Consider the following 15,979-nt stretch of genomic DNA (forward strand, 5'->3'; position numbering starts at 1 on the left):
CCTACGGGCCGAGCGGCAGTTGGCGCTTGTGCTCGGTGAGCCGGTAGCGGCGGGTGATCGTGGCGAAGGCCTCCTCGCCGATCGGCTTGCCCTCCAGGAAGTCGTCGATGTCGTCGTACGTGACGCCGAGCGCGTCCTCGTCCGCCTTGCCCGGGTCGAGGGTCTCCAGGTCCGCCGTGGGGGTCTTCCAGACCAGCTCGGCGGGGGCGCCCAGCGCGTCCGCGACGGCGCGCACCCGGCGCTTGGTCAGACCGGTCAGCGGGACCAGGTCGGCCGCGCCGTCGCCGAACTTCGTGAAGAAGCCCGAGACCGCCTCTGCGGCGTGGTCGGTGCCGACGACCAGGCCCTCGTGCGCGCCGGCCACCGCGTACTGGGCGATCATCCGCTGGCGGGCCTTGATGTTGCCCTGGACGAAGTCCTGGTGGCGGGCGTCCCGGAAGACGGTGCCGCCGGCCAGCGACGCTTCCAGGGCGGCGTCGCTCGCGGGCCTGACGTCCACGGTCAGCACCCGGTCCGCAGCAATGAAGCCGAGGGCGAGTTGGGCGTCCTGCTCGTCGGCCTGGACGCCGTAGGGCAGCCGCATGGCGAAGAAGGTCGCGTCGTGGCCGCCCGCACGGGCCCGCTCGACGGCGAGCTGGCAGAGCCGGCCCGCGGTGGTGGAGTCGACTCCGCCGCTGATGCCGAGCACCAGGGAGCGCATCCCGGTGGAGACGAGCCGCTCGGTGAGGAAGGCCACCCGGCGCTCGATCTCCTGCTCGGCGTCGAAGATCTGCGACACCTGGAGTTCCCGGGCGATCTGCTGCTGCAGGGCGATGGACGCAGGCTGGCTCACGGCTGCTCCTCATGCTCGTTCGTGTGGCTCGTTCGGGGTCGGCCCCTCCTCATGGCGCCGTCCCGCCGACCCTAGTCGACACGGCCGCAGCGGCATCCCCCGGCCTCGGGACGGCACGGGGGGCGGGCCCCGTCCGGTGCCGGACGGGGCCCGCCGCTGCGTTCCACGCGGCCGCGCCGGCTCCGGTCAGCCGTTGACGCAGACGTTGCCGAACGAGGGGTTGAGCAGGCCGATGACGCTGACCGTGTTGCCGCAGGCGTTGACGGGGATGTGGATCGGGATCTGGATCAGGTTGCCGGACAGCACGCCGGGGGATCCGGCGGCGATGCCCTGGGCGCCGGCGTCGGCCGAGGCCACGGAGGCACCGCCGAGGACGACTGCGCCGGCGGCCAGGGCAAGGGCTGCGCTCTTCAGCACACGGGACATGAGGGGTTCTCCTTCTGCGGGTGTCGGCAGCGCGCCCTGCGACGCGCCGCCGCGGCCCCGAAGGGGGCCGCACCCCGCATTCGCCGTCCTGGAGGAGGCGGCTTGGTCCGGCGGCGCCGCTTCCCTCGAACGGGTGAGCTCGGCCACCCGTCCGAGCGGCGGCCTCGAGCTGCGGCCGGCCCGGACCTTCCGGCTCGCCGTCGTGCCGTACGCGGCGTCGCGCGGCGGGGCGTCACGCGGCGGGCGCGATTTCGGCGGCGGGCGCGATCCCGGCGACGGGAAGAGCCGTGAACGGCACAATGCACGGGTGACCCACGTGACGATAAGCGAAGAAGACCGCCGGCTCCTCGGGCTCTGGGCCGCCGACTGCGCGGAGCGGGCGCTGCCGCTGTTCGAGGCCCGGGCCCCGTCCGACAGCCGCCCCCGCGAGGCGATCGAGGGCATCCGGGCCTTCGCGCGCGCGGGGAAGCGGACGGCCAGGCTGCGGGACCTCGCCTTCGCGGCGCTCGCCGCCGCGCGCGAGGTCGGCGATCCCGTCGCCACGGCCGCCGCCCGCTCCGCGGGTTACGCCGCGGCAAGCCCGTACATCCACCCCCTGGCCACCCCGCACCAGGCGAAGCACGCCCTCGCCCCGGCGATGTACGTGGCGCGGGCACGCGAACTCGCGGCGGGCGACGACACCGCTGCGGGGGACGCGGAGATCCGGTGGGCGGTCGAGCACGCCCCGCCGGCGGTCCGCGGCCTGCTGCGCCAGATGCCGGTCTTCACCCCCGGCCGCAGCCGACTGGACGCCTACCGCCACCAGCTCGAATCGGCCCTGCGCGGCTGACCGGACGCACGGCGCCCTCAGGCGCTCGTCCCGCCCTCCCCCGCCTCCCGGGCCGCGGCCCGCATCAGCAGGTGGCCGCGGCGGAACCGCTCGTCCTCGCGGGGTTCGCGCAGCATCCGGCCGACTTCGGCGAAACCGGCCGCGGACGCCAGCTCCGCGAGGGCGTCGATCGGCCACCGGTAGGCCGTCGCCACCTTGTGGTCGAACGGCGCCACCGGTCCGCCCTCGGACTCGAAGAAGGCGAGCAACAGGTGGCCGCCCGGAGCCAGGACCCTGCGGAACTCGGCCAGATAGGAAGGCAGTTCCCGCGGCGGGACGTGGATGACCGAGTACCAGGACACGATCCCGCCGAGCCCCCCGTCCTCGATGTGGAGGTCGTCCATGGAGCCGACCTCGAACCGCAGGCCGGGGAACGCCGCACGGGCCAGCCCGATCATCACGGGTGACACGTCCACGCCGAAGGCGTCCAGTCCCAGGCCGCGCAGGTGCGCCGTCACCGGTCCGGGACCGCAGCCCAGTTCGGCGACGGGCCCGGCGTCGGCGGTGCGCGCGAGCTCGGCGAAGGCGGCGAGGACCGCACGGTCCAGCGGCAGCGGGTCGAGGGCGTCGCGGAAGAGTTCGGCGTAGCGGACGGCGACGGCGTCGTAGGCGGCGGCCGTCGCGCGCAGGTGGGCGGGGCGTCCGGTCACCGGGGGCACCGCCCGGCCCCGCGGGTCACGGCTGCCCGCCGAAGCCGGCGCACCTGGAGTGCCCACGACGGCCCGGTGCTGCCTGCGGCTACCGGTACGGGTCGAAGGGGATGCCCGGCGGTTTGGCCTTGGCCAGGTGGGAGGCGAAGGAGCCGTCCTTCAAGCCGAAGTGCGCACTGCCGAAGTCGGCCTGGCTGAGCTTGTCGCGCAGTGTGGCCGGATAGCCGGACCACCCGACGAGCGCGGGGAACTGCCAGGCACGGCGGTGGTTTTCGGGTGGTTCGTCGTTGGTGTTCGCCGCACGGAAGCAATGGGTGCCTACCCCGTCCTTGTGGTAGACGACCTTCGGGTGGGTGCCGTCCCAGCGTATGTTGTCACGCGCGTGGATGGCGAAGTCGCCGTGGGCCGAGGTCGCGACGTACTGGGCCTGGTCGCCCTGGATCCACACCACCACGTGCTCCCAGTCGTGGCGGTGGCCGCCCAGACCGATGCCGGGGACGGCCTGGTCCTTCTCGAAGTACAGCCCGTAGAGGACGGCGCACCAGCCGTTGTTGCAGGTCCAGCGGGAGTAGCCGTTGGTGTTGTCGAGGTCCGAGGCGTCCCGGCAACTGCCGTTGAGGGCGCCGCTCGGTTTGAGCCCGCTGTTCAGAACGCCGGTCGGCCCTATGGCGGGTGTGGGGTAGCAGCCGTCGGTGTCGTAGTCGTAGGCCGGCTGGAAAGTCAGCTCGATCGCCTCGGCCTGGGAGGGCAGGGCCGGGGGCGGCGCCGCGAAGGCCACCTGGGGGACGCCGACGACCAGCGCGAGGGCGGCTCCGACGACCACGCACGATCTCCGGATGTGACGGTTCGTCCGCACGATGACTCCTGACCGCTGGGGGTGCGGTGCGGCCACCGTCGGCCGGCCCGTCCGGAGCATCATTCGCGAACCGGAGCGGCACGGCAAGAGTGCGTGCGGGCTTCATCCCTCGCGGGCCCGGGCCGGTCAGCCCTGCGCGCGAGGGGAGTTGACTGGATGTCAGGAACTGCGCCGCGGGGGGCGGTCACCGCGGGCGGGCGGAAGCCCGCGCCGGAGGAGCCGAGCTGACGACGTTCAGACGTTCATCAGGACGATCGCCACGACGTTCAGGAGGATGACGGTGACGACAGCGCTGATCATGAGCCAGGCCCTGCGCGATTCGTCCATGTACGAGCCACCTCCCGACTCGGGCGTGCGGGCGCACGACGTCCCCAGCCATGATGACCCGGATCCACGGGGCGGGGCTGCCGCCGCGCCGGTCAGGCGGCGGGCCCCTGCGCGCCGCCGGGGTCGCCGGGGCCTTCGAGTCCGGCGGGGCCTTCGAGGCCTTCGAGGCTGTCCATGAACGAGCTGACGGAGAACACGGCCCGGCCGGGCCCGGCGGGTCCGTATCCGGGCGGGGAGCTTAGTCCGTACTCCTCCAGCGTGGCCCGGTAGGTCTCCAGCAGGCGGATGTGGTATTCGAGCGGGGCGCCGAGCGGGTTCGCCTTGCCCAGCGGCGTCGTCGGCTCCGGGCACCAGGTGGTGAACCGCGGCACGACGCCGTGGGACATGAAGTACCGCAGGCCTTCCGTCGTCGAGTCGATGGCCTCGCTCACCTTGGTGAATCCGAAGGGCTCGGCCATCTCGATGCCCGCGACGAAGTTCGGGATCACGTTCCGCGGCCCGAACACCTCGGTGGAGTCCAGGATTCGGCGGTGCCACTCGTCGCGCCCGACGTAGCGTTCCTTGCCCGGGCAGTGGAGCTGGAAGAGTCGGCGGTCCCACACCTCGAAGTTGGGGTGGTAGATCCGGATCCCGTGGTCGTGGAAGCGCTGCACGTCCTCCCGGGGCAGCGCCTGCGCCACGACCTTGCCGGTCCAGCGGCCCGGGAAGCGCTCCTCGATCGCCTTCGCGTAGTGGCCGTAGAAGTCCGCCTCGTCGCGCCCCGCGACCCGGGAGGTGATCGAGCCGCCCGTGAGGGTGTAGGCCCGCGAGGCGCCGGCGGTGTCGTAGCGGTCGATGATCTCCAGGGCCTCCAGCACCTCCTCGACCGGCTTCACCCCGGTGTACGGGCGGCCCGCCGCCTTGTGCTGGCGCCAGTTGTGGTTGATGTCGCAGAACTGGCACTCCTCCTTGGCGCCGAAGTACTGGCAGACCCGGAAGACGGTCAGGTAGATGAGGTAGCCCCACTGGATGGTCGGGGCCACCTCCATGACGGACTTGCCGTTCGACAGCCGGTGCCGGTAGTACTCCGGCATCGGCGGCAGGCCGACGTCCGCGATGCGCGCGCCGTCGAGGTACAGGCCCAGCGTGCCGTCCTCGCCGCCCCGGACGACGTAGGGGGAGTCCGGGTTCACCCGGACCGAGACGACCGTGCGCCGCAGCCCGTAGGGCCCGCCGGTGAGCACGATCTCCTCGGGCGGCCGGTTGAGGGCCGCGGCGCCGAGCTCGGGCAGGGTGCGGTGGTCGAAGGAGAAGATGAAGTAGGACTTCGGCTTGACGTCACCGCCGGTGCCGTCCCCGCCGCCGCTGAGCGCGGATTCGTCGAAGGCCATGCCGCCGCGCAGCAGGTCCTCTTTGATCACGGCCTCCCGGGGCACCTGGGGAAACCGCCCCATCAGGTCCTCGATCAGCGCCGTACGACTGCTGCTCTCCATGGACTGCATCCTTCCTGCCGCTTCGCGGGACCGCACCCCTCCATTTGAACACGTTCAGCGACGGCGGGTGCACGGGGGTGGGCAGGGGGCCGGCGGGGGCGGAGACGGACGCGGCCCGGCCGGCGCCGTGGAGCCGGCCGGGCCGCGGCTCAGCGCCCGCCCCCCTCCTGTAGCACGGCGCCCGCGTACGCCCCCGTCGCCACGTTCACCACGGCGTCGCCGCAGCCGGCGGGGACGGCCCGGATGTAGGCGCCGCCGTAGCCGTTGACCACGGTGAACACCCCCCACAAAGGGGTCCAGGGCTGTAGTTGGCCGTTCTCGTCGGGGAACAGCTCCGGGACCGGGCGGACCCTGCGCTGGACGATGAACGGCCCGTCGAGCGCCGTGAGGACCTGCTCGCGCCACCGCTCCGCGGTGACGCCGTCCGCCCAGCCCGCCAGCACGCCGTCCCCGCCGGCGAGCGAGGTCGGCTTGAGCACCAGGTCCTGCCGGTGCTCCAGGGCGTACGCGACCAGGTCGACGCGCTCACCGCCGTCCAGGGTGACCGGGCCCCGGCGGACCATCCGGGTCCAGGGCAGGATGCGGTCCAGGCTGGCCAGCACCTCCGGGCCGAACAGCCCGCGGTTGCGCTCGTCCGAGAGGAGCGCGAGGGCGCCCTTGCTGGCGTACGCGGCGGAGTCCAGCGGGGTGAAGATCTTGACCTCGCCGCGCTCCGCGGCGTCCAGGACCGGGTCCATCAGCGCCGGCACCTCCGGGGACTTCAGCAGGTCCCCGATCAGGAAGGCCCGGAAGACGATGTCCACGGGCCTCTCCCCCAGCCACACGCGGCCGTCGCGGGCCTCCAGCTGCCCCAGGTGGCAGGGGTGGGCGTCCAGGCCGAACTCCGCCCAGCGCTCACAGAGGACCTCCATGTAGGGGAGCATCCTGGCGCAGCCGTCCGGCGTGTCCGTCAGCGCCACCACCGGGGAGTCGCCGGGCCGGAATCCGCCCTCCACGAGGATGTTGTTCACCTGCTCGCGCATCGAGTCCACGTAGCCCAGCCCGCGGCGCTCGGCGAAGTCGGCGAGCACCGGGTGCCGGAGCAGCTCGCGGCACATGTCCGCGTTGTCCATTCCGCCGACCGCGCTGCCGATGTTGAGCTCCAGCAGCTTGAAACCGGTCGCGTCGGCGTACAGGTCGGCCCGGGTCTGACGGGAGACCGAGGTGCTCCGGCCCCGCATGACGGCGGACACCTGGACCTCGGTGAGGCCGACCGCGCGGGCGAAGGCCGCGAAGTCACCGCCGAAGAGCCGGTCGGGGAGGGTGGTCAGCGCGGAGCGCAGGTTCTCCAGGTCCGCGTGGAGCCGCGCCTGTTCGGCGCGGCCGAGGAAGAGGGGGCGGGAGAGGTGCCTGCCCGCGTAGAAGGTGTCGAGCAGTGCGGAGTCCTTCTGGCCTCCCACCAGTTCTCCCGCCTTGGCGCCGCATTCGACGACGTCGGTCAGGTACTCCCGGGTCAGTGACACGCGGTCCATCTGCGTCCCTTCCTGCTGGTCGGTGTGTGCGTGGGGGCGGTGCGGGCCGGGCTCCGGCGCGTTCATGCCGGGGCCCTGCGCGAGCGGACCAGGGCGACCGACAGCACCAGCGACGCGAGGACCGCCGAACTGATCATCTGGACCCGGGTGTCGGGGTCGACGAACATGCTGACGAGGAGCAGGCCGATGACGCCCAGGGTGATCCGGCTCAGGTGGGGGTGTCCCCACATCCTGACCCCGGTGTCCGCGGGCAGGTCCCGGCGCAGGCGCAGTTGGGAGCAGGCCACGAGGACCCAGACCAGCAGGAGCACGGCGCCGACCGCGTTGAGGAGGTGCAGGAAGATCGTGCGCGGCCACAGCAGGTTCAGGACGACGCCGACGAAGCCGAAGGACGTGGACGCGAGGACGGCCGGGTACGGGACGCCCGTCCGGCTGAGCCGGCTCAGGGACGGCGGGGCCTGGCCGCGCTGGGCCAGGGAGAAGACCATCCGGGCCGCCGCGTAGGTGTTGGCGTTGAGGGCCGACAGCAGGGCGATCACGACGATGACGTTCATGATCTGCCCGGCGGCGGGGACACCGATCTCGTCGAGGACCGCGACGAAGGGGCTGGCGCCGAGGCGCGAGTCGCTCCACGGCAGCAGGCTCACCACGACGATCATCGAGCCGATGTAGAAGACGGAGATCCGCCAGACCGCGCTGCGGACCGCCTGGGCCGCGGCGCGGGCCGGGTTCGCCGATTCGGCGGCGGCGATGGTGACGACCTCCAGGCCGCCGAAGGCCGGTATGGCGGCGACGAAGCCCGCGACGACCCCGTTCCAGCCGTGCGGGAGCAGTCCGCCGGAGCCGGCGGCGGCCCCGGAGCCGCCGCCGGGCAGCACCCCGAGGATCGCGAGCAGTCCCAGGACGAGGAACCCCACGATCGCCACGACCTTGATCAGGGCGAACCAGAACTCGAACTCCCCGAAGTTGCCGACCGCGGTGAGGTTGACCGCGGTGAAGACCGCCATGAAGGTCAGCATCAGCAGCCACTGCGGAACTGCGGGAAGCCAGCCGTGGACGATGACCGCGGCCGCGGTCGCCTCGACGGCGAGGACGACGACGAGGGTCGCCCAGTACAGCCAGCCTATGGTGAATCCGGCCCACGGGCCGAAGGCCCGTTCCGCGTGCGCGGAGAAGGAGCCGCTGGACGGGAACGCGGCGGTCATCTCGGCCATCATCCGCATCACCAGCATGGTGAGCACGCCCGCGGCCGCGAACGACAGGACGATCCCCGGCCCGGCGAGGGCGATGCCCGCACCGGAGCCGACGAACAGCCCGGACCCGATGACGCCGCCCATCGCCAGCATGGTGAGATGGCGCGGGCGCAGCGTGCCGTGCAGTCGTCCCGGTGGCTCGGTGGTCAGAACCGGCGTGGTCATTCGGTGTCCTTGGGTATGAGGGTCGGGGAGTCGGGGGCGGGGAGCGTCCCCCGCGGTGCTTCGGCGGCACGGTGGGGGATCTTCGACCAGCTGATCGCGACCCCGACGGATGCAGCCGCTCCGAGGACCGCGAACACGGCGATGACCAGCGGCGCCGGCACCGCGTCGGCGGCGAAGCCGGCCGCCGAGATCCCGAGCCCCTGGGCCACGCGGACCGCGGTGGAGGCCAGTCCGAAGGCCTGGCCGCGCATCGCGTCGGGGACCGAGGTGCTGTACGCGGCGTTCGCGGGGACCTGGTACGCCGAGAACAGCCCGGACACCGCCCACAGCGCACAGGTGACCGCGATGCCCGGGGACACCGCGGTGAACACCAGCACCGCGCAGGACGCGACCGCCAGCGGGCCGAGCAGCCGCAGTCCGCGCTCCGGACTCACGCACCGGGTCAGCAGGAAGACCCCGACGACCGCGCCGGCGGGGCCGGCCGCGAGCAGGAGTCCGACTCCCACCGGGCCGTGCCCCATGGCCTGCGCGTAGGGCGCCGCCAGTCCCTCCTTGCACGCGTAGAAGCCCGACAGGCAGCCGAACGCCACCAGGAGTCGGAGCCGGCGGTCGGCGCGGACCAGGCGCGCCCCGCCGGTGATCGCGCTCCACCGTCCGGCGCCAGGTGCGGCGCCGGACGGCTTCGGACGTCGGGCGATGCCGAAGCGGGTGAGGGCCGCCGAGAAGAGGAAGGTGCCGGCGTCGATCAGCAGCGCCTGCGACGGGCCCAGGACCGCGACGACGACGCCGCCGACGGCGAACCCGGCGAGCTGGCCGAGCTGGGCGGTCACGTTGACGACGGCCGCGGCGGCGAGGTAGCGCTCGCCGCGCACCATCGTCGCCAGGAGGGCCGAGCGCGCCGCCAGGTACGGCGACTGCAGCAGCTGTACGACGATCAGCAGGCCGCACAGCAGCCACAGCGGGGTGCCGGGGACGGCCATGGCGGCGACCAGGGCGGCCCGGCCCAGGTCGCACACCACCATCAGCCCGCGCCGCGGGTAGCGGTCCGCCAGCCATGACAGGAGCGGACCGCCCAGCAGCTCCGGGAGGAGGGTCAGGGCGTAGGTGAGGGCCGCCAGCCCCGCCGACGCGCTCCGGGTGTACACCAGCAGCGCGAGTGCCACCCGTGCGAGCTGGTCGCCGCCGACCGAGGTCAGCTGGGCCAGCCACAGCATGCGGAACTCGGCGATGGCGAAGACCTGCCCGAAGCGCGGCGGCGCCGTCGCCACGCTCACGGACGCGCCGTGGACTGCGCGCGTCCCGCCACCCGGAAGACCTGCGCGTCCCGGCCGGACACGGGCTCCCAGTCCAGGTCGTACGCGTCGATGACCTGCCGGATGGCGAGCTCGACCGCCCGTCCGCTGCCGGCACGGAACCGGTAGCGCCCGCCGGTCTCCTTCGCCCCGCCGGTGCCGTTGAGGACGGCGCCCGGCTCGGGCAGGACCTCGGCGTACATCTCCGGGACCCGGTCGATGAGCGAGGTCGTCGACAGGACCCGGCACGGCCGTACCGGCGGTTCCGGCATCAGCAGGTAGCCGGCGGCCTCGCCCCCGGGAGCGAGGGGGGGCAGGACCAGGGACTCGCCGAGCGACATCCGGGCGGCGACCTCCAGCAGGTCGAGTCCGTACACCTCGCGCCAGAGGTGCGGGAGCTCCGCCCCTCCGGCGCGCGCCGCCACTTCGAGGAACACCAGGTCGTCGTAGTCGCCAGGGACGGGGGTGGCGTCGGGGACAGGTGCGACCGCGGGAGCGGCCGGCGCCTCCGGACCGACCGCGAACACCTCCAGGTGGAACACGCTGTCGCGCACCCCGAGCGCGGCCAGCACCACCTCCGCGTACCCGGCCAGGCGCTTCTCCAGTTCCGGGTCGTCGCAGGCCACGGAGCCGAAGGGGTCGCCCAGGGCGTACTCCAGACAGGTGTTGAGCAGCCGGAAGGCCCGCAGCACCCGCACGGCGCCGCCCTGCACGACCCCGTCGACCTGGTACATCGTCCCGTCGACGAACTCCTCGCACGCGTAGTTCTCCAGGGGCGACGCGAGCGTCTCCTCCAGCGAGGCGGCGGAGTGGACCAGGTGGATGCCCTGGCTCCCCGAGCCGTCGCGGGGTTTGAGGACCACGGGGAAGCCGGTCTCCCGGGCGAACCGGCGTACCCGGTCGGGCGAGCCGGCGTCGGTGAAGCGCGGTACCCGCAGTCCCGCGGAGGCGACGAGCTCCTTCATCGTCACCTTGTCGCGGACCCGCTCGACCTCGGCCGGGCGGGGGCCCGCGACCCCCAGCAGCTCCCGCAGGGCCGCCGCGACCTCCAGGTCCCGCTCGAACAGCGCGACGACGTGGTCGAGCGGGCCGTAGCGGCGGACGATGCCGAGGGCGAGCTCCGACACCGCCGCCCAGTCCGCGAGGTCGTCGACGACGGCCACGGTCTCGGCGAGGGCCGCGTCGACGGCGTCGCGGCCCCCCGCGGCGGTCAGGTAGGCGACCCGGTCGGTCGCGTGGTCCACGTACTCGGTGTAGCGGCAGCCCACTTCCCCGTCGAACCGGTTGAGGATGAGGATGTGCCGGCCCGCGTCGCTCCCGTCGCTCATGTGGCCGGCAGCTCGCGGGTGAGGTGCATCAGGGCGGTGTAGGGCGGGAGGTCGAAGTCGATGACGTCGGCGCGGTCCCAGCCCGCCTCGGCCAGTACCCCGGTCCACTCGTCCAGCGAGGGGATCATCTGGCCCATGACGGCGTGCGCGGTCTCGAAGCCGAGGGTGAAGACCGGGTGCGGCTCGGTGGGCGGGAGGTCGGAGCGGTACGTGTCGCAGATGATCAGGTCGGTCGCCGCCGGGAACGCCTCGCCGATCCGCTTCAGGCTCGCCAGGCACTCCTCCCGCGGCCACAGGTCGTGTCCCATCATGAAGCAGCACACGAAGTCGACCCCGGCGAACTCCGGGCGCGGCTCCATGCGGGTCGCGTCGCCGGGGACCACGGACACGCGGTGGCTCAGCCCGGCCTTCTCGACCGAGTCGCCGGCCAGGGCCAGCGCGCCCGCGGCGACGTCCACGCCGATCCCGCGGAACGCCGGGTTCTGCGCGGCGAGCTTGATCAGGCGCTCGCCGCTGCCGCAGCCGAGGTCGGCGCCGTGGGTGAGGCCGCGGTCCGCGATGATCTTGTAGAACATCGGGTCCACGTAGGAGAAGCCCGCGTCACGGGCGGCCAGGCCGATCGCCTTGTAGTCGCGCACCACCTGGTCACCGGTGCGGCGGTCGTTCCTGACCAGCTCCGGCATGCTCCGGAAGAGGTCGCCGCACCCGCGGGTGAGCCAGTAGAAGAAGCCCTTCTTCGCCCAGGTGTCGGCGAAGAGCGGACCCGGCGTGGCGGATGCGAGGTCCGGGGTGAGCACCACGATCTCGGCTATCGCCAGCCCCCGGGCGATGGCCTCCACCGACGGTCCGTCGAGGTCGTGCTCGCGGGCGAAGTGCGCCAGGTCCACCGGCCGGTCGGAGGTGTCCAGCCGCTCCAGCAGGCCGAGCTCCCACGCGGCCGAGATGGCGTACGCCGTGAGCGTGTGGTTGTAGACGTCGTCGATGACACGGTTGGTCATGATTCCCCCAGAGTGGTCGTCTGAACGGCGGACAGGACGTCGTCGACCGCCGCGACGAGCGCGGCGACCTCGGCGGCGGTACCCACGGTCACCCGCAGGCCGGCGCCGGACGGCTGGACCCGGACACCGCGGTCGAGCAGGTCGGCGGCCCAGGTGGACCGCCCGCGCGGTGGCCGGACGAAAAGGAAGTTGGCCTGGCTCGGCGCCACTTCGAAGCCGCGCCGGGCCAGCGCGCCCGCCAGCTCCTCCCGGTGCCGGCGGTTGCGCGCCCGGCGCTCCACGAGCACGGCCGGGTCGGCCAGGGAGGCCAGTGCGGCGGCGCAGGCGGCGGAGCTCACGCTGAACGGCGTCTGCAGCGCCCGGAGCGCGCCGATCAGGCAGGCGTTGCCGATGCCGTAGCCGATGCGCAGGCCGGCCAGTCCGTGGATCTTGGAGAAGGTCCTGGTGGTCAGGACGTTGGGCAGCTCGGACAGGGCGCCGAGCGGGAGTTCCCCGTCCTCGACGTCCGCGTAGTCGTGGTACGCCTCGTCGTTGAGCACGACGGTCGTGTCGGGCAGGCCGCGCGCCAGGTCGGCGATCGCCTGCCGGGGCCGTGCGGCGCCGGTGGGGTTGTGCGGGTTGGACACGGCCACGAGCCCGACCGGCTCGTCCGCGAGGTGGCCGGCCAGGTCCCCGTCCCACGGCCACGGCCGGGTGTGCGTCGGGGTGCCGCACTGGACGCCCAGCATCGGGTAGAGCTCGAACTCGGGCTCGTGGAAGAAGGCGGCACGGTCCGGGCCGGTGAACGCCCGCCAGGCCAGGCTGATGACCTCGGCACTGCCCGCGCCGACCAGAACCCGGTTCAGCGGGACGTCGTACTGCTCCGCTATCGCCGTTTCCAGCGCGCTCGCCGGGACGGGGTAGCGGTGGAGCTGCGGGATCAGTGCGCGCAGGGCGTCGGCGACGCCGGGCGGCGGCCCCTCCGGATGTTCATTGGCGTGCAGGCGCATCATCACGCGGCACCCGCCCGCGGGACGCCCGCTGTCGGCACCGTACCTTCGTCAACGCCACCCAAGGCTGGTTCCCCCTTCGATTCGATGTCGATTAGCCTAGGAACCGCCACTGGACGGCGACTGGACGGCGCTCCATCGGCCAGAGTCGAAGGGTGCGCGAGACGGCGGGGGGAGCCACGCGTGCAGATCCAGTTACTCGGCCCGGTGCGGGTGCTGCGGGGCGGCGTCCACATCGACATACCGACGGCGGGCCGGCGGGCCGTCCTCGGCCTGCTCGGACTGGCGTCGGGCAGAGCGGTGTCCAGAGCGGAGCTGATCGACGCCCTGTGGCACGAGGACCCGCCCCACACCGCGGTCAACGTGATCCAGACCCACGTCAAGCACTTGCGGAAACTGCTCGAACCCGATCGCCCGAAGCGCGCGCCCAGTTCGCTGCTTCCCTCGGTCGGCGACGGCTACGGACTGCGCACCGCGGGCTGCGACATCGACGTCGTCTCGTTCCGTACGGGGGTGAACCGGGCGGCGGCGGCGCGCCGGGCGGGGGACCACACGCAGGCCCTCACGCTGTTCGACACCGCGCTGGGGCTGTGGCGGGCGGCCGCCCCCCTGTCGGACGTCCCGGCGCTCGCGGCCCATCCGTCCGCCCTCGCGCTGGTGGAGGAGCGGTTCGCGGCGCTGGCGGCCAAGGGCGAGACCCTGCTGGCAGCCGGAGCGGCCGACGAAGCGGTCGCGCTCTTCGAGCAGGTCGCGCACGCCCGGCCGCTGGACGAGTCGGCCCTGGCCCGGCTCATCCGCGGCTACGAGGCCGCGGGCCGGCGGGCCGCGGCCGTCAGCACCTACCACGAGGTCCGACGCCGGCTGGCCGACGAACTCGGCATCGGACCCGGCCCCGACCTGGTCTCCGCCTACCACGCGCTCCTCGCGGAGGAGGGCGCCGGACCCCGCACCCCGCGGGCCCGGCGGTGGCGGGTCCCCGCGACCCTGCCCGGCGACGTGGCCGACTTCGTGGGCCGGGAGCAGGAACTGGCCCGGCTCGGCCGGGTGCTGCTCGGGGCCCCGGGCACCGCGGTGCCCATCGCGGTGGTGTCCGGGACGGCGGGGGTGGGCAAGACGGCGCTGGCACTGCACTGGTCCCACCTGGCCCGCACGCGCTTCCCGGACGGCCAGCTCCACGTCGACCTGCGCGGCTACGACCCGCAGCAGCCGCTGTCCGGCGGCGACGCCCTGGCCCGGCTGCTGTCCGCGCTGGGACTGCCCGCCCACGAGGTACCGCTGGAGACGGCCGACCGGGTCACCCGCTACCGGACCGAGGTCAGCGGACGCCGCATCCTCATCGTCCTCGACAACGCCTCGTCGGTGGACCAGGTCCGGCCGCTGCTGCCGGGCACCGGTTCCTGTGCGGTCGTGGTGACCAGCCGCGACACCCTGGGCGAGCTCGTCGCCCGGCACGGCGCCCGGCGTCTGGACCTCGACCTGCTGCCCCTGGGCGACTCGTTGGACCTGCTGCGCAGGCTGATCGGCGAGCGCATCGACACCGAACCGGGGGTCGCCGAGGCCCTGGCGGCCCAGTGCGTCGGCCTGCCGCTGGCCCTGCGGGTCGCCGCGGAGCTCGCCGCCACGCTGCGCACCACCCCGCTGCCGTACCTGGTGTCCGAACTGGCCGACCGGCGCCGCCGGCTGGACATGCTGGACTCGGTGGGCAGCCCGGTCAGCGCGGTCTTCTCCTGGTCCTACCAACACCTGCCGGCGGCCGCGGCGCGCACGTTCCGGCTGCTGGGACTGCAGTTCGGCCCTCACATCTCGCCAGCCGCCTCGGCTGCGCTCACCGGCCGCAGTCCCGAGGACGCCCGCGCGGCACTGACCCTGCTCACCCGCGCGCACCTGGTCCATCCGGCCGGCCCGGACCGGTACGGCATGCACGACCTGCTGCGGGCCTACGCCACCGAGCTCGCCCACGCCGACGTCACCCCCGCGGACCAGGCCGGTGCCCGCCGGCGGCTGGTCGACTACTACCTGCACACCGCCCACACCGCGGGCGCGATGCTGGACCACCGCGACCCGATCGAACTCCCCCCGGCGGCGCCCGGGGTGCCGGCGGCGGCCTTCGCCGACCGCGACAGCGCGCTGCGGTGGTTCGCCTCCGAACACCAGACCCTGCTGGCCGCGGTCGACTCCGCGCCGGACACCCACGTCGGCTACCTGGCCCGGACCGTGTCGGCGTACCTCGAACAGCGCGGCCACTGGCCCGACTGGGTCACCACCCAGCTGGCGGCCCTGGCCGCCGCCCAGCGCCTCGGCGACCGGCCGGGCATCGCGGCGGCGCACCTCGAACTGGGGCGCGCCCACGCCAGGATGGGCCGGTACGCGGAGGCCGACCGGCTGCTGGGCCGGGCGGTCTCGCTCTTCGAGGAGCTGGGCGATCCGCTCGGCCAGGCGCACGGCCACAACAACCTGACCCTGGTCTTCGAGCGGCAGCTCGACCTCCCCCGGGCGCTGGAGCACGCCACCCTGGCGCTGGCCAAGTACCGGGCCGCCGGCAACCGGGTCGGCGAGGCCAGGGCGCTCAACAACATGGGCTGGTGCCACACGCGGTTGGGCCGGTACGCCGAGGCGGTCGCCCACTGTGAGCGTGCTCTGGCCCGGCAGCGGGAGATCGGCGACCGCAGCGGTGAGAGCGCCACCCTGGACACTCTCGGCTTCGTGCACCACAACGTCGGCCGCCACCGGCAGGCCATCGGCTGCTACGAACGGGCCCGGGACCTGTACCGCGAGTGCGGCGACCGGTTCAACGAGGCGTCCCTGCTCACCCACCTCGGCGACACCGCCCGCGCCGCGGGCGAGCCCGGCACCGCCGGGGAGGCCTGGCGCAACGCCCGCGACATCCTGACCGAGCTGGGCCACACCGCCACCGCGGACGAGGTCGCCGCGAAACTCGCCGCCCTCGGCGCAGCCGCCGTACGGCCCGCGGACGGGTCGGCCCCGCGCCCCCGGCGGCCCGCGTAGGACCGC

Annotated in this window: 13 protein-coding genes; 2 read left to right on the top strand and 11 right to left on the bottom strand. The window is 73.6% G+C overall.

Annotation, left to right across the window (positions count from 1 at the left end; all coding sequences use genetic code 11):
* Window position 1 precedes the first annotated feature (1 nt).
* Together nadE and ACFWU6_RS19290 are read right to left on the bottom strand one after the other, a co-directional pair.
* Entirely contained in the window at window positions 2-832 is an 831-nt protein-coding gene (gene nadE / locus ACFWU6_RS19285; RefSeq protein WP_383809532.1) for an ammonia-dependent NAD(+) synthetase, read from the bottom strand.
* Window positions 833-1,018: 186 nt separating this feature from the next.
* On the bottom strand, window positions 1,019-1,258 hold the full coding sequence (locus ACFWU6_RS19290; RefSeq protein WP_383809529.1) for a chaplin: 240 nt from the start codon (window positions 1,256-1,258) through the stop codon (window positions 1,019-1,021).
* Between the two features lie 307 nt (window positions 1,259-1,565).
* On the opposite strand from ACFWU6_RS19290, the gene ACFWU6_RS19295 reads away from it, so the two are divergent.
* Entirely contained in the window at window positions 1,566-2,087 is a 522-nt protein-coding gene (locus ACFWU6_RS19295) for a putative immunity protein (protein ID WP_383809527.1), read from the top strand.
* A 17-nt stretch (window positions 2,088-2,104) separates the two neighbouring features.
* On the opposite strand, the gene ACFWU6_RS19300 is transcribed toward ACFWU6_RS19295, so the two are convergent.
* The 9 genes from ACFWU6_RS19300 to ACFWU6_RS19340 form a co-directional block, all read right to left on the bottom strand.
* On the bottom strand, window positions 2,105-2,776 hold the full coding sequence (locus ACFWU6_RS19300) for a class I SAM-dependent methyltransferase (protein ID WP_383982084.1): 672 nt from the start codon (window positions 2,774-2,776) through the stop codon (window positions 2,105-2,107).
* An 88-nt stretch (window positions 2,777-2,864) separates the two neighbouring features.
* Window positions 2,865-3,632, bottom strand: a complete 768-nt coding sequence (locus tag ACFWU6_RS19305) for an NPP1 family protein (protein ID WP_383809521.1) — start codon at window positions 3,630-3,632, stop codon at window positions 2,865-2,867.
* A 419-nt stretch (window positions 3,633-4,051) separates the two neighbouring features.
* Window positions 4,052-5,431 carry a radical SAM protein gene (locus ACFWU6_RS19310; protein ID WP_383982086.1) on the bottom strand — a complete coding sequence of 460 codons (1,380 nt, stop codon included), beginning with the start codon at window positions 5,429-5,431 and terminating at the stop codon, window positions 4,052-4,054.
* A 149-nt stretch (window positions 5,432-5,580) separates the two neighbouring features.
* Entirely contained in the window at window positions 5,581-6,942 is a 1,362-nt protein-coding gene (locus tag ACFWU6_RS19315) for a hypothetical protein (protein WP_383813262.1), read from the bottom strand.
* Window positions 6,943-7,004: 62 nt separating this feature from the next.
* Window positions 7,005-8,360 carry an amino acid permease gene (locus ACFWU6_RS19320; RefSeq protein WP_383982088.1) on the bottom strand — a complete coding sequence of 452 codons (1,356 nt, stop codon included), beginning with the start codon at window positions 8,358-8,360 and terminating at the stop codon, window positions 7,005-7,007.
* Complete coding sequence (locus tag ACFWU6_RS19325) at window positions 8,357-9,634, bottom strand: MFS transporter (RefSeq protein WP_383812055.1); 1,278 nt, start codon at window positions 9,632-9,634, stop codon at window positions 8,357-8,359. Before ACFWU6_RS19325 ends, ACFWU6_RS19320 begins: the two co-directional genes overlap by 4 nt.
* Complete coding sequence (locus ACFWU6_RS19330) at window positions 9,631-10,980, bottom strand: acetyl-CoA carboxylase biotin carboxylase subunit family protein (RefSeq protein WP_383982090.1); 1,350 nt, start codon at window positions 10,978-10,980, stop codon at window positions 9,631-9,633. Before ACFWU6_RS19330 ends, ACFWU6_RS19325 begins: the two co-directional genes overlap by 4 nt.
* Entirely contained in the window at window positions 10,977-11,978 is a 1,002-nt protein-coding gene (locus tag ACFWU6_RS19335) for a methyltransferase domain-containing protein (RefSeq protein ID WP_383982092.1), read from the bottom strand. Before ACFWU6_RS19335 ends, ACFWU6_RS19330 begins: the two co-directional genes overlap by 4 nt.
* The gene (locus ACFWU6_RS19340) at window positions 11,975-12,970 is read right to left on the bottom strand and encodes a pyridoxal phosphate-dependent aminotransferase (RefSeq protein ID WP_383982094.1); all 996 of its coding nucleotides are present in this window, start codon (window positions 12,968-12,970) and stop codon (window positions 11,975-11,977) included. The genes ACFWU6_RS19335 and ACFWU6_RS19340 overlap by 4 nt, the downstream gene beginning before the upstream one ends.
* A 180-nt stretch (window positions 12,971-13,150) precedes the next feature.
* Here ACFWU6_RS19340 and ACFWU6_RS19345 point away from each other — a divergent pair, with 180 nt between their 5' ends.
* Entirely contained in the window at window positions 13,151-15,973 is a 2,823-nt protein-coding gene (locus ACFWU6_RS19345; RefSeq protein WP_383982096.1) for a BTAD domain-containing putative transcriptional regulator, read from the top strand.
* Window positions 15,974-15,979 lie beyond the last annotated feature (6 nt).

Source organism: Streptomyces sp. NPDC058674, from assembly GCF_042716505.1.
Lineage (GTDB): Bacteria > Actinomycetota > Actinomycetes > Streptomycetales > Streptomycetaceae > Streptomyces.